The following is a 12,931-nucleotide window of genomic DNA, read 5'->3' as shown; positions in this document are numbered from 1 at the left end:
TAAGTTTATGAAAGACAAAATTACAGAAATCGATTTTAGTAATATTTTTGTAATTATGTCTTTAATATTCGTATTTACGGCAATTATTTTTGTAAGATATTTGGCATTTTCTGGGGTTTATCATTGGTTTTTTTTAAATAAGTTTAGAGAACAACTAAAACATAGAATTTTAAACAAAAAACCCCTAAAAAAGAAACAGGTTCGTAAAGAAATTTACTGGTCTTTAATTAGTGGTTTTATTTTTGGCGCAATTGCAGTTTTCATTTACTATTTATGGTCCATTAATTACACCGCCATTTATTTAGATTTTAAAACCTATCCTTTGTGGTATATTCCAATTAGTATTTTCGCTTTTTTATTTATTCAGGATACGTATTATTATTGGATTCACAGGTGGATGCACCTTCCTAAAATTTATAAGTTTTTTCATAAAATTCATCATAAAAGTGTGCATACGACTGTTTTTACGGCGTTTTCTTTTCATCCTTATGAGACTGTTTTGCAAGCGATTTTTTTACCTGTAATTGTAATTTTCTTACCCATGCATTTGTATGCGCTATTTACTGTTTTGTTAATTATGACGCTTTCTGCGACCATCAATCATGCAGGGATTGAGGTATATCCTTCAGGAAAATTAGGAAATTGGTTTAAAAAATGGATTATTGGTGCTACGCATCACGATTCGCATCACACCAAATTTAACTATAATTTTGGTTTGTATTTTACCTTTTGGGACAGATTAATGAAAACGGAATTGGAAGAGAAAAAAAGTTAAGAAACTATTCTTTTATAATTTTCAACCAATTTTCATCTGCTTTTTCTTTCAACTTTTCTGCTCCTTCTTTTTTCCAAAGCTTTAAAGTATTTGTTCCCCAAGAATTGTAGAATAAATATAATTTTCCGTCTCTAATTTCGAATGTTTTTGGATTAATAGAAACTTTTTTACCTTTTAAACCAATTGCATACGCGCAATAGCCTCCATACTGAGGTACATATTTTTTTGGAGATTTTTTAAATTTCTCTAAATTTTCTTGAGATATAAATTTAAATTTTACACCATCGTATTCTGTCGTAAAATCTTTTTTGCCTTCTTTTGGAGCATTATCGAAATAAGAAACAACATCATAACCTTCAGCAATATAGCCTTTGTCTAAATTATAATTTTGGGCAAAAAAAGTAGTTGTTGTAGAAAGTAATAGAATAAGAATTGTATTTTTCATCTTTTTATTTTTACTATTGTGGTCGATAAAAAAGCCGAAAATTTACAAAAAAACTACTAATGATGTATTTTTTTTGTGAGTAAACGATTTTCTGGTTCATACGAAGCAAATGGGTTTGCATTTGTTTCTTCTATAATTCTTTTATCTTCGAAAGTAAGTGCTCTTTTGTCGCCTGTAAACCTGGCTTCTATTTTAGTGATAAAAGAACTTCCAGAAAATTTCTCGTCTATAAAATAATTTTGTGTTTTTGTGTCTTTTATTTTAACGTTTAATACACCATTTATATCTTTTGTTTTTTCGATATAATTTACGATTGCATTTACAGTTTTCTCTTTTCCATCTTCTTTTATGTCGGCTTTTCTTTCAACAGAATACTTTCTGTCTGGTCTTGGAGATATATTTACAGAAACCCATTTAAGCTCTACAACCCAATTAGATTTTGTAAAATTATTTACAAAGCGGCTACCCACTTTATTAACGGAAAGGTCTTCTATTAAACTTTGGATGATATAATTGCTTGTTGTACTTGAATTGTTACTTGTAAACTCTAAATAGTTTCCAGAATTACCATTTGTAACAGGAGAAAAATAAATGTCTTTAGTTCCTTTTAAAATTGCTAAATCCATCAATTCTTTGGTGTTTTTATAATTTGAATTTATTTGTAAAACCCTCATCAAATAATTGTAGCCTACTTCTAAAGAATAAATATTTTCTTTTTTTTCTATAGTTTCTTTTCCTTTTTTGTACAAATTTTCTTCTGCTAAAGTAGCAATGCTATCTATTTTAAATTGATATTCTTTGGTTTTAATAAAAGACGTTTTGTTAGACGATTTTACGAAATCACTTAAAAACTGTAACGACTGTAAAGTGTTTAAAATTCCTTCCCAATTTTTTTTCTACATATTCGTTTGGTTGATACAAATCGTTTAAACGAGCGTTGTATTTTTTAATCGATGCCTCGTATTTTAACACAAATTTTCTTTTTAATCTTTTTCTTTTCGGTTTTCTGTTAAATTTTTCAAAAGACTTAATTAACTCATTTTCGTTTTGTTGAATCTCTGTAGCCGTTAATAATTGTTCTTGTGCACTAGCAATTGTACAAAAACCAAGGAAAAAGAGTAGTATTATTATTATTTTTTTGATTGAATGCATTTTTCTTTAATTATTTTATTTGTGTGTTACATTTTTTGACTTAAAACTTTTTGTAAATATTCGTTTTGCTTCTCTAAAAGCTCATTGGTTTTGTTCATTAACTCGATATTTTTAGGAGTAACTGTTGTTTTGTCTTTTGGGTCGTCTGCTTTTTTCTTTAAAGAATTCATTAATTTTACTACAATAAAAACGGTAAAGGCAATTACTAAAAAATCGACTCCAGCTTCCAACAATTTTCCATAACCAATTGCTATTTCCTCTATATTTGTTTTTCCGTTCGCGACAATAGCTTCTCGTAAAACTATTTTTCTGTTTTCCCAATTTGCACCATCTGTCATAAAAGATAAAGGTGGCATTAAAACCTCTTTTACCAACACATTTACCACTTTGTTAAATGCTGTACCAATAATTACGCCAATCGCAATGTCGATCATGTTTCCTTTTACAGCAAACTCTTTAAATTCTTTAAATAACTTAAGTTTCATCTTTTTTTATTTTTCTTTTCTCTATTATAAACCCTACAAAACCATTAAATTACAACCACGAATGTCCGAGTTATCGAAACGTCCAATAATTTCGAATGTTCCGTTTTCGTAAACTTTTCCTAAATCTTGCGTCGCAATAAAAGAGCAAGAATTGTAATTTGCCAAATCGATTACGTTAATTCCGCCATTTTTTCCAACAGAATTTATAGTCAATGCATCTTCTGTTTCTCTGGTTAGAATTTTCATCCAAGGTGGTGTTTCGAAAATGCCATTTCCTTTAGAATATGCTTGACTTAGTAATTCTGTCATTCCATATTCTGAATGAATTTTTGCAACTCCAAAACCATTTTTTAAGAGTTGATGCAGCTCTTCTCGAATTAATTCTTTTCTTCTTCCTTTCATACCACCAGTTTCCATAATTATGGTATTTTTTAAATTAAATTGTTGTTGTTCGATTAAATCTAACAATGCAAAAGAAACACCAATAAGTAGTGTTTTTTGTCCTTTTTTGTCTAATTCTTTTAGTTTTTCGGCTAATTCTTCAATATTATTTAAATAAAAACCACTTTCTACGTTTTTAGATTTTCGAATTAAATCGTCTATCATAAAAATTAAAGAAGAACCTTTTCTTTCTAAATAATTAGGCAATAGCGCCAAAACTGCATAATCTTCTATATTTCCATAAAAATGATGAAACCCTTTTAAATAACTGTTTTTATACAAATTAATGTCTGTTACAAAATGTTTGCTGGTAATGCTTCCTGTGGTTCCAGAACTTGTAAAAATTGCTTCTACTTTCTCTAAAGAAGCGATTACTTTTCGACTTTTAAAAAATTGAATGGGTAAAAACGGAATTTCTTCAACCTTAGAAACACTAGAAGGATGCACGTATAACAAATCACAAAAAGACCTATATACCTTGTTGTTATTAAATTGATGTTTAAAAACCTCTAAGGTTATTTTGTTAAAATCTTCGAGATTCTGTATGTTAAAAATATCTTTTTCCATAATTTTTACAAAAATAAGACTATTACACGCAACCTCTTAAAGATTTTTACATCTTGTAAGAAAGAACCCAAATAATTATGAAACCAAATTTTCGATTTTTAACAGTTTTCATTTTTGCAATCACACTTTTTTCTTGTGAAAACAACCAAGAAATTACCATCGATTCTAATAATTTATTATTAGGAAGTTGGATTGAACCCGATTTCGATGGAGAAAACACTACTTTTAAAAGAGGAAATGCTTTGCCAAAAGAAAGTTATGGAATTTCTTTTCAAAAAAACAACGAGTTTATAGAACGAACTTCTGGATGGTGTGGCACACCACCTTTAACATTTTTCAATAATAAAGGAACCTGGAGATTAAATAAAAATCTTATTGAGGTTAATATACAATCTTATCCGTCGAATTTTGGCTGGAAAATTATAGAACTTACCGAAACAAAATTGGTTGTAAAACGAGAAGTAACCGAACAAGAAAAAGATTATCGACAATTAATGGATTTGTTTAACGAAATCGAAACACTTTCTAGAAACGAATCTTGTGCAAATTCCAACGACTGGAAATATGTTGCTTATGGAGCTAAAGCATGTGGTGGACCACAGGGTTTTATGCCTTATTCCACAAAAATAAATACCGTTGATTTTCTGCAAAAAGTAGCAAATTATACCAATGCAGAAAAAGAATACAACACTAAGTGGAACATTGTTTCTGATTGTTCTCTACCCAATGAACCAAAATCAATCGAATGTAAAAATGGAACTCCCATTCTTAAATATTAATTATTAAACCCTATTTTATTATGAAAAAATTAGCCCTATTATTAATTGGTATTGTTGTGTTTAGCTCTTGTTTAAACGACGACAAACCAAATTACACCTACGAATTTGTTGCCATAGACGAAGCAAAAACGCCAGAAAGTTTTACATTTGGTAAAAGAGACACCATTACTTTAAAGTACACTTTTAAAAATTCTTGTTACAATTTCGACAATGTGTATTACGAATACCAAGACACTACAAGAATTGTAGCCATAAGAGCTTTGGTAAATTTAGATGATGCTTGTACAGAAGCTATTGTTGAGAAAGAACATAAATTTATAGTTACTGCAACACAAAGAGAAGATTATCTTTTTAAATTTTTTAAAGGAAAAGATAATGATGGAGAAAATATTTTCGAAGAAGTAGTAGTTCCCGTAAATTAGAGGCATTAAACTAAAAGAACTCATACAAGGTTGCTGCCAGCAAAAGTTGGCAGCACAATCTGAAGTTTATCAATTATATGCTGATAAGCTTTTTCCTCTTTGTTTAAAATATTCTAGAAATTACCAAGATGCAGAAGACACTTTACAAGATAGTTTTTTAACCATTTTCGATAAAATTAAACAATACAATGGCAAAGGTTCTTTTGAAGGTTGGTTAAAAAGAATTACCATAAATACAGCACTACTAAAATATAGAAAAAAATCTCCTTTACAAATTGTAAAAGAGCTTCCAGAAACACAGGAAGAAACAGAAATAGACCTAGAAAACAACTGTTTTAATGTAGATGTATTGCTGGGTTTTATTCAAAAATTACCAGATCGATATCGTTTGGTTTTTAATTTGTATGTATTAGATAATTATTCGCACAAAGAAATTGCAAAACTTTTAGCCATTTCTGAAGGCACTTCTAAATCGAATTTATCTAGAGCTCGAAAAATTTTAAAAGAACAGTTAAAAATTCATCAACAACAAGAACAAAAAGCATAACTGATGGAAAATAAAAATATAGATAGATTGTTCCAAGAACGACTTAAAAGTTTGGAAGCAACTCCCAACAAAAAAGTCTGGAATAATATAGAATCTAAACTCACTAAAAAGAAACGTAGCGTTTTACCTTTTTGGTGGTTTTCTGGCGCAATTGCAGCGTTGTTTATTCTTGGGTTGTTCTTGTTTCCTTTTTCTAATCGTAATTCCACAGAAGATAAAAACATAATTATTACAAATACTACTACCGAGAAAATTAAAGAAAACACCAAAAATACAGATTCAGTTATTTTAAATAAAAAAATAAAAAACAACGTTTTAATTGCCAATGAAAAACCAACTAAAAATAGCAACATAGTCAAGAAAAAACAAACCAAAAAATCGAACTCTAATAAAGTATTAATTACCAATAACAATGCAAAGTCAAAAGGTAAAAAGAAGTTAGTTAGCCCCCAAAGTGCTATGGAAAAGATTTTTTTAGCCGATAATTCTGCCGAGGAAAATCTTGTAAAAAAACAACCCAAAAAGAAGGTTTCAAACACGAAAGACTCAACTTTTGTCGATAAGAAAAATAAAAAATTAAAACCTAAGAAAGATTTTTTAGCAACTATTAAAAAAAATGAAAAAGAAACTATAAAAACTGCAAAAAAATGGAGTGTTTCTCCTGTTTTTGCAGTTTTAAATTCTAATTCTTTTACAAATTCTTCTTCTTTAGATGCAAATTTATCTTCTTCTACGAAAGGAGAAAATTCGTATGCTTACGGACTAAAAGTAGCTTATGAAATAAATAACAAATGGACTTTACAAACTGGAGTTCAATTGCAGGAAATGCAATATGCCAATAACCAAATTGCCGTAATTTCTTCGCGAAGTAAAATGTCTAATATTTTATTCGATAATGGAAATTCTGTTGCGCTTGAAAATACATCTAACACTCGTTTTAATGCAAGTGCTACCAGCATTTCTAGCCTAGTTACTTTTAACGGAAACCTAACGCAAAATTTTGGTTATGTAGAAATTCCTTTAGAAATTAAATACAATCTATTAGAAAGTAAAAAGTTCGAAACCCAAATTGTAGCAGGTTTTAGTTCTTTATTTTTAAGAAAAAACGAAATTGTTTTAGAGAATAATAATTTTATTAATACTGGGCAAGCGACCAATTTAAACAACTTTAATTTTAGTGGAAATTTTGGTTTCGATTTTAATTACAATTTTACTAAAAACTGGTCGTTTTATGTAAATCCTATGTTTAAAGCACAATTAAACACATTTAGTAAAAATGCAAACGGGTTTTCGCCATTTAATATCGGAATTTATACAGGCCTAAATTATCAATTTTAGTTAAATAAATTGTAAGTTTTTTAGTTTGGTCTTATTTTTGTAGTGTTAAACTTGTATATGAAAAATTAAATACACCCCTAAGTATGGAGGTAAAAGCAACCACATATCGTACACTAAGTGGTACAAAACAAATTATAGAAATCCCTAAAAAGCAAAGTGCACAATGGGTTATTTATGAAGATAATAAACCTAAATACTTTGTAGATTGTTTTAAATTAGAGATCGAATCTAATGCAATAATGAACAATTTAGTCTTGTGTAACAAAGAATCTATTGAAGAAGTTTTACAAAAAATTAATAAAAGAAATAACATTAATTTATCGATTCCTAAAATTTCTAGAATTGGTTTTAAAAAGAAATTAAAATCTGTATCTACAAATTTAGATTTACAACCAATTCCAGAAAAATGGCTAGATTATTCTTTGTAAATCTTTACAACCAATTCGTCTTTATCGTTCATAGAAGCTCTGTACATTCCTGCAGTATTAAATTCGAAAGACATATTTCCGTTTTTATCTAAAGCCACAACACCACCTGTTCCACCCAATTGGGTTAGTTTGTTTTGAATTACATCTTTCGTGGCTTCTTTTAAGCTTTTCTGTAAATATTCCATTTGTGCAGAAATATCGTAAGCCACTTGACTTCTTATAAAATATTCGCCCCAACCTGTTGAAGAAACTCCACAAGTTTGGTTATTTGCATACGTTCCAGAACCAATAATGGGGGCATCTCCAATTCTTCCCCAGCGTTTGTTAGTCATTCCACCAGTAGAAGTTCCTGCAGCAATATTCCCTTCTTTATCTAAAGCCACACAACCTACAGTCCCGAACTTTGCATTTTTTATATCTGCATCGTAAAAAGCCGCTTTTTTATCATCGTGATCTAACTGTGTTTTTGCTCTATTTTTAATTCTTTGTAAAGATTGAAAACGATTTTCTGTATAAAAATAACTTGGATCTACAATTTCCAACCCTTTTTCTTTGGCAAAAGTAGAAGCTCCTTTTCCAGATAACATTACGTGGTCAGAATCTGTCATTACTTTTATTGCCAATTCAATAGGACTTTTTACATTGGTAACACCAGCAACTGCCCCTGCATTTAAGGTTTTTCCATCCATAAAAGAAGCATCTAATTCGTTGGTTTCTTCGTGAGTAAAAACGGCTCCTTTTCCTGCATTAAACAATGGCGATTCTTCCATTATTTGTATGGTTTTTAGTACTGCTTCTGTACTTGTTCCTCCATTTTTTAAAATGGTATGCCCAACTTTTATCGCTTCTTCTAATTTTGCTTTGTATTCGACTTCTTTTTCATCAGACATGTTTTTCTTTAAAATCGTTCCTGCTCCACCATGAATAATAATGGCAAAGTCGTTTACTTTTTTTGAATTTTCTTGTTTCGTTGATGTTTTTTCTGAAGAACAACCAAATGAAATTATTAAAAATGACGCGATAAAAAGTAATTTTTTCATATCTTTTTTGTTTAAAATTAAACAAATTATAATGTTTTTGTTTAATTTATTTATTTGTGAAATAATTCGTAAATTCGAGCCTCTAAGTTAAACAACAAAAATAGAACTGCAAAATGACAGATTTCGGAATTGCAAAAGCCTTACAAGAGTTAGGGGTAAAAGATATAAATAACGGAACTTCTACAGGTTCAAACAATTTTTCTAATGGAGAAATTATAGAAAGTTATTCTCCTGTGGATGGTAAATTGATTGGAAAAGTAAAAACCACCACAAAAGAAGATTACGAAAAGGTGATGGATGCTGCTACTAAAGCATTTAAAATTTGGCGAGATAAACCAGCGCCACAAAGAGGGGAAATTGTACGTCTATTTGGTAATAAATTAAGAGAAAAGAAAGAAGCACTTGGTAAATTGGTTTCTTACGAAATGGGAAAATCGTACCAAGAAGGTTTGGGCGAAGTACAAGAAATGATAGATATCTGTGATTTTGCAGTCGGTTTATCACGTCAATTAAATGGGCAAACCATTCCTTCTGAAAGACCAGGACACGTAATGAGAGAACAATGGCACCCAATAGGTGTTGTGGGCATTATTTCTGCATTTAATTTTCCAGTGGCAGTTTGGGCCTGGAACACAGCTTTGGCATGGATTTGTGGTAATGTTTGTGTATGGAAAGGTTCCGAAAAAGTACCTTTGTGTGCTGTTGCTTGTCAGAATATTATTGCCGAAATTTTAAAAGACAATAATTTGCCAGAAGGTATTTCTTGTATTATTAATGGCGATTATAAAGTAGGAGAAATGATGACTGCTGACACAAGAATTCCGTTAGTTTCTGCCACAGGTTCTACCAGAATGGGTAGAATTGTGGGTGCAAAAGTTGCCCAACGTTTTGGAAAATCGTTATTAGAATTGGGTGGAAACAACGCCATTATTATTACACCAACTGCCGATTTAAAAGTAGTTGTTCCTGGTGCTGTTTTTGGTGCTGTTGGAACGTGTGGACAACGTTGTACATCCACAAGAAGATTAATTATTCACGAATCTGTCTATGATAAAGTAAGAGATGCCATTGTGGGTGCTTACCAACAAATTAAAATAGGGAACCCTTTAGATGAAAATAATCATGTTGGGCCATTAATTGATAGAGATGCTGTAAATACCTATTTAAAAGCGATTGAAAAAGCAAAAGCGGAAGGTGGAAACGTATTGGTTGAAGGAGGAGTTCTAGAAGGCGAAGGATATGAATCTGGTTGTTACGTAAAGCCTGCTATTATTGAAGCTGAAAATCATTATAAAATTGTACAACACGAAACTTTTGCTCCCATTTTATATTTGATGAAATATGCTGGAGATGTAGAAAATGCGATTGAAAAACAAAATGGCGTTGCACAAGGTTTATCATCCGCAATTATGACCAATGAACTAAAAGAAGCCGAAAAATTCTTGTCTTATGCAGGATCTGATTGTGGAATTGCCAATGTAAATATTGGAACTTCTGGTGCAGAAATTGGTGGTGCTTTTGGTGGCGAAAAAGAAACTGGTGGTGGACGCGAATCTGGCTCTGATGCCTGGAAAGTGTATATGAGAAGACAAACAAATACCATAAATTATTCTGATGAATTGCCTTTGGCACAAGGAATTAAGTTTGATTTGTAAAAAAATAGACTCTGTATCAAAGAATTATTTGCTTGTAAAACAAAAAAAGGGTACTAAACCAAAAAGTGTGTAAGTAAAGTTATTCTGAAATTTTTCTAGAGCAATCATTAAATTGCTCCATGAGGAAAAATTTCGGAAATAACTTTACGATTAAATAATCACTAAATTTATAAACACACTTTTATTATGAAACCAGAAGATTTATTAAACGAAGAATTTTTAAAACAATTTAAAACAGGTTCAGAACTAACCAGTTTTATAGAACAACTGCACAAACGTGGTGTAGAAAAGATTTTAGAAGGCGAATTAGATGCACATTTAGATTACGATAAGCATCAAAAAAGCAACAATCCTAATTCACGAAATGGCTATGGAACCAAAACAATAAAGACGCATTTAGGAGAAACTAAAATAAAAGTTCCAAGAGATCGCGATGCTACTTTCAATCCAATGCTTATTAAAAAGCGAGAAAGTACTGCAGATGGAGTTGAAAACCTGATTATTTCTTTATATGCCAAAGGAATGAGTACTACAGATATTGAAGAACAAATACGGGAATTGTATAATTTTAACATCTCTAGTTCAGCCATTTCTAGAATCACAGATAAAATTACAGCTGACATTATTGCTTGGAAAAATAGACCTTTAGAAGCTACTTATCTGATTGTATGGATGGATGGCATCGTTTTTAAGGTTCGTGAAAACTCCAAAGTCATCAATAAAACAATTTACATTGCTGTTGGTCTTAGAGTAGATGGTAAAAAAGAAGTTTTAGGACTTTGGTTAGGAAAAAACGAATCTTCCTCTTTTTGGATGAGCGTTTTAACCGACATAAAAGCCAGAGGAACACAAGACATTTTAATTACAGCAACTGATAATTTAAACGGATTTACAGACACCATTAAAACTATTTTTTCCAATTCAGTAACACAAATATGTGTGGTTCATCAAATCAGAAACTCTTGTAAATATGTAGTCTGGAAAGATAAAAAAGCCTTTACAAGAGATATGAAGCAAATCTATACAGCTCCTACAAAAGAAGCAGCAAAAGCAGCCTTAGAAGACTTTAAAGAAAAATGGGAATCCAAATATTCTTATGCCATTAAATCATGGGAAAACAATTGGGATGAACTCACTGTTTTCTTCGATTTCCCATTAGAAATCAGAACCATTATTTATACCACAAATTTGATAGAAAACTTAAATGGGAAAATTAGAAAATACACTAAAAACAAACTCTCATATCCAACAGATGATGCTGTAATTAAATCCGTATTTTTAGCTTTGAGAGAATCAACAAAAAAATGGACATTGCCTATTAGAAATTGGGGTATCATTCTTAACCAATTTTTGGCTATATTTGAAAACAGGATTAAACTATGAAAAATTTAATCCTGTAATTTTTAACTTACACACTTTGTGGGAAAGTGTCAAAAAAAGAGACTGGAAAACCAGTCTCTTTTTTAATATAAAATATTATTGAATTTTTGCTTAATTATTTAAAGCCTCAGCTCTTTTGAGTATTTAACTTAGCTACGCTACGTTTAATTATTCAAAGCTTCTGCTCCACCAACAATCTCCAAAATTTCATTTGTAATTGCTGCTTGACGTGCTTTGTTATACGTTAACAATAATTCGTCTCTTAAATCTTTTGCGTTGTCTGTTGCCTTGTGCATTGCAGTCATACGTGCACCATGTTCTGAAGCAAAACTATCTCTAATTGCTTTGTATAATTGAGTTTTTAAAGATTTAGGAATTAAAGCTTCCACAATTTCTTCTTTAGATGGCTCAAAAATATAATCAGAATTTACGGTATTTGCATTTCCTCCTTCAATTGGTTTGATAGGTAAAAATTGCTCTACTTGTGGTAATTGAGTGGCTGCATTTTTAAATTGATTGTAAACAAGTTCTATTTTATCGTAAGTTCCATTTGCATATAAATCCATTAACTTCTGTGCAATTTCAGCAACATTATCGAAAGTTAAATCGTCGAAAATATCGTTTCGAGTATCTACAATTTTGCACTTTCTTGATAAAATGTCTCCTTTTTTACCAATTGTAAATAAATCTACAGTAGCATTCGCATATTTTGTGTCGATTGTTTTTGCAACTTCTTTTATAATCGAAGAGTTAAAACCACCACACAAACCTCTGTTAGATGTTATTACAACTATTAAAACTTTAGAAACTTCTCTTTGTGTTGAATACACACCTCCAACATCACTATCTAGAGTTGCACTTAAATTTTGCAACAATTCCGTTAGTTTAGATGAATAAGGCCTCATTGCAGTAATTGCATCTTGCGCCTTTTTCAACTTGGCAGCAGATACCATTTTCATGGCAGATGTAATCTGCATTGTGGAACCAATGGAGGTAATTCTATTACGTATTTCTTTTAAGTTTGCCATAAAACTAGTTATGAGTTATGAGTGCAGAATTATAGGTTTACTAATACTTAAATTTTAAACTGACAATTCAACATTCATATGAATTCGTGTTTTCTATAAGTTATGAGTTTTTAATAATTGCTACTAAAATTCTTATCAACTCCTCACACTTATTTTTTAATTCAGAAGGAACATTTCTACCTGTTGCTTCTAATATTTCAATCCAATATTTGGTTTCATCTGCTTCTTTTAAAGCAATACCAAATTTATTTTTAAAATCTTTTTTACTAACTCCTCTTTGCGCTTCCCTTGTATTGGCACCAATACTAGTTCCACTTCTTAATAATTGAGAAGCTAGTTCAAAATCTTTATTATCTTTAAGAACGTCGCAAAAGTTAACAATTTCGCATGCAAAAAGAAAGCTTTTAATTCTAATTGGGCTTTCGTTTAGCTTACTCATAAGTTAGAAC

At 30.5% G+C, this 12,931-nt stretch carries 16 protein-coding genes; 8 read left to right on the top strand and 8 right to left on the bottom strand.

Features of this window, described 5'->3' with window-relative positions:
- The first annotated feature begins 7 nt into the window (after window positions 1–7).
- Complete coding sequence (locus JL193_RS10305; protein WP_243456727.1) at window positions 8–775, top strand: sterol desaturase family protein; 768 nt, start codon at window positions 8–10, stop codon at window positions 773–775.
- 4 nt (window positions 776–779) lie between these two features.
- Here the strand turns inward: JL193_RS10305 and JL193_RS10300 are convergent, their stop codons facing one another.
- The 5 genes from JL193_RS10300 to JL193_RS10280 form a co-directional block, all read right to left on the bottom strand.
- A complete protein-coding gene (locus JL193_RS10300; RefSeq protein WP_207970722.1) occupies window positions 780–1,220 on the bottom strand; it encodes a YHS domain-containing (seleno)protein in 441 nt (146 codons plus the stop codon).
- Between the two features lie 56 nt (window positions 1,221–1,276).
- A complete protein-coding gene (locus tag JL193_RS10295; protein ID WP_207970721.1) occupies window positions 1,277–1,969 on the bottom strand; it encodes a hypothetical protein in 693 nt (230 codons plus the stop codon).
- A gap of 91 nt (window positions 1,970–2,060) precedes the next feature.
- Complete coding sequence (locus JL193_RS10290) at window positions 2,061–2,372, bottom strand: hypothetical protein (protein ID WP_207970720.1); 312 nt, start codon at window positions 2,370–2,372, stop codon at window positions 2,061–2,063.
- A 26-nt stretch (window positions 2,373–2,398) separates the two neighbouring features.
- Window positions 2,399–2,857 (bottom strand): large conductance mechanosensitive channel protein MscL, encoded by a 459-nt coding sequence (gene mscL, locus JL193_RS10285; RefSeq protein ID WP_207970719.1) that lies wholly within the window; start codon window positions 2,855–2,857, stop codon window positions 2,399–2,401.
- A gap of 33 nt (window positions 2,858–2,890) precedes the next feature.
- A complete protein-coding gene (locus tag JL193_RS10280; RefSeq protein WP_207970718.1) occupies window positions 2,891–3,865 on the bottom strand; it encodes a LuxE/PaaK family acyltransferase in 975 nt (324 codons plus the stop codon).
- Between the two features lie 77 nt (window positions 3,866–3,942).
- Here JL193_RS10280 and JL193_RS10275 point away from each other — a divergent pair, with 77 nt between their 5' ends.
- The 5 genes from JL193_RS10275 to JL193_RS10255 all read left to right on the top strand — a co-directional run bounded on the left by JL193_RS10275 (window position 3,943) and on the right by JL193_RS10255 (window position 7,379).
- Window positions 3,943–4,644 (top strand): hypothetical protein, encoded by a 702-nt coding sequence (locus JL193_RS10275; protein WP_207970717.1) that lies wholly within the window; start codon window positions 3,943–3,945, stop codon window positions 4,642–4,644.
- Between the two features lie 20 nt (window positions 4,645–4,664).
- Entirely contained in the window at window positions 4,665–5,066 is a 402-nt protein-coding gene (locus JL193_RS10270; protein ID WP_207970716.1) for a hypothetical protein, read from the top strand.
- 4 nt (window positions 5,067–5,070) lie between these two features.
- Window positions 5,071–5,613: an RNA polymerase sigma factor gene (locus JL193_RS10265; protein ID WP_207973445.1), complete on the top strand. Its 543-nt coding sequence runs from the start codon at window positions 5,071–5,073 to the stop codon at window positions 5,611–5,613.
- Between the two features lie 3 nt (window positions 5,614–5,616).
- Window positions 5,617–6,951 carry a hypothetical protein gene (locus tag JL193_RS10260; protein WP_207970715.1) on the top strand — a complete coding sequence of 445 codons (1,335 nt, stop codon included), beginning with the start codon at window positions 5,617–5,619 and terminating at the stop codon, window positions 6,949–6,951.
- 83 nt (window positions 6,952–7,034) lie between these two features.
- Window positions 7,035–7,379, top strand: coding sequence for a hypothetical protein (locus tag JL193_RS10255; protein ID WP_207970714.1), 345 nt, complete (start codon window positions 7,035–7,037; stop codon window positions 7,377–7,379).
- Here JL193_RS10255 and JL193_RS10250 read toward each other — a convergent pair.
- Complete coding sequence (locus JL193_RS10250) at window positions 7,367–8,419, bottom strand: isoaspartyl peptidase/L-asparaginase family protein (protein WP_207970713.1); 1,053 nt, start codon at window positions 8,417–8,419, stop codon at window positions 7,367–7,369. The genes JL193_RS10255 and JL193_RS10250 overlap by 13 nt on opposite strands.
- Before the next feature lie 113 nt (window positions 8,420–8,532).
- On the opposite strand from JL193_RS10250, the gene amaB reads away from it, so the two are divergent.
- The gene (amaB, locus tag JL193_RS10245; RefSeq protein ID WP_207970712.1) at window positions 8,533–10,074 is read left to right on the top strand and encodes an L-piperidine-6-carboxylate dehydrogenase; all 1,542 of its coding nucleotides are present in this window, start codon (window positions 8,533–8,535) and stop codon (window positions 10,072–10,074) included.
- 186 nt (window positions 10,075–10,260) lie between these two features.
- Complete coding sequence (locus JL193_RS10240) at window positions 10,261–11,457, top strand: IS256 family transposase (RefSeq protein ID WP_207970593.1); 1,197 nt, start codon at window positions 10,261–10,263, stop codon at window positions 11,455–11,457.
- A 161-nt stretch (window positions 11,458–11,618) separates the two neighbouring features.
- Here the strand turns inward: JL193_RS10240 and atpG are convergent, their stop codons facing one another.
- Entirely contained in the window at window positions 11,619–12,482 is an 864-nt protein-coding gene (gene atpG, locus JL193_RS10235) for an ATP synthase F1 subunit gamma (protein WP_207970711.1), read from the bottom strand.
- A gap of 100 nt (window positions 12,483–12,582) precedes the next feature.
- A complete protein-coding gene (locus tag JL193_RS10230) occupies window positions 12,583–12,921 on the bottom strand; it encodes a four helix bundle protein (protein WP_207970710.1) in 339 nt (112 codons plus the stop codon).
- Between the last annotated feature and the right edge of the window lie 10 nt (window positions 12,922–12,931).

Source organism: Polaribacter batillariae (assembly GCF_017498485.1).
GTDB classification, from domain to species: Bacteria; Bacteroidota; Bacteroidia; order Flavobacteriales; family Flavobacteriaceae; genus Polaribacter; species Polaribacter batillariae.
The sequence above is the reverse complement of the archived record's forward strand: the minus strand, read 5'-3'. Positions and strand labels throughout refer to the sequence as shown.

Bases quoted from the DNA above. Each gene is read 5' to 3' on its own strand.
- JL193_RS10305 (WP_243456727.1), top strand. From the start codon at position 8: ATGAAAGACAAAATTACAGAAATCGATTTTAGTAATATTTTTGTAATT.
- JL193_RS10300 (WP_207970722.1), bottom strand. From the start codon at position 1,220: ATGAAAAATACAATTCTTATTCTATTACTTTCTACAACAACTACTTTT.
- JL193_RS10290 (WP_207970720.1), bottom strand. From the start codon at position 2,372: ATGCATTCAATCAAAAAAATAATAATAATACTACTCTTTTTCCTTGGT.
- mscL (WP_207970719.1), bottom strand. From the start codon at position 2,857: ATGAAACTTAAGTTATTTAAAGAATTTAAAGAGTTTGCTGTAAAAGGA.
- JL193_RS10280 (WP_207970718.1), bottom strand. From the start codon at position 3,865: ATGGAAAAAGATATTTTTAACATACAGAATCTCGAAGATTTTAACAAA.
- JL193_RS10275 (WP_207970717.1), top strand. From the start codon at position 3,943: ATGAAACCAAATTTTCGATTTTTAACAGTTTTCATTTTTGCAATCACA.
- JL193_RS10270 (WP_207970716.1), top strand. From the start codon at position 4,665: ATGAAAAAATTAGCCCTATTATTAATTGGTATTGTTGTGTTTAGCTCT.
- JL193_RS10260 (WP_207970715.1), top strand. From the start codon at position 5,617: ATGGAAAATAAAAATATAGATAGATTGTTCCAAGAACGACTTAAAAGT.
- JL193_RS10255 (WP_207970714.1), top strand. From the start codon at position 7,035: ATGGAGGTAAAAGCAACCACATATCGTACACTAAGTGGTACAAAACAA.
- JL193_RS10250 (WP_207970713.1), bottom strand. From the start codon at position 8,419: ATGAAAAAATTACTTTTTATCGCGTCATTTTTAATAATTTCATTTGGT.
- amaB (WP_207970712.1), top strand. From the start codon at position 8,533: ATGACAGATTTCGGAATTGCAAAAGCCTTACAAGAGTTAGGGGTAAAA.
- JL193_RS10240 (WP_207970593.1), top strand. From the start codon at position 10,261: ATGAAACCAGAAGATTTATTAAACGAAGAATTTTTAAAACAATTTAAA.
- atpG (WP_207970711.1), bottom strand. From the start codon at position 12,482: ATGGCAAACTTAAAAGAAATACGTAATAGAATTACCTCCATTGGTTCC.
- JL193_RS10230 (WP_207970710.1), bottom strand. From the start codon at position 12,921: ATGAGTAAGCTAAACGAAAGCCCAATTAGAATTAAAAGCTTTCTTTTT.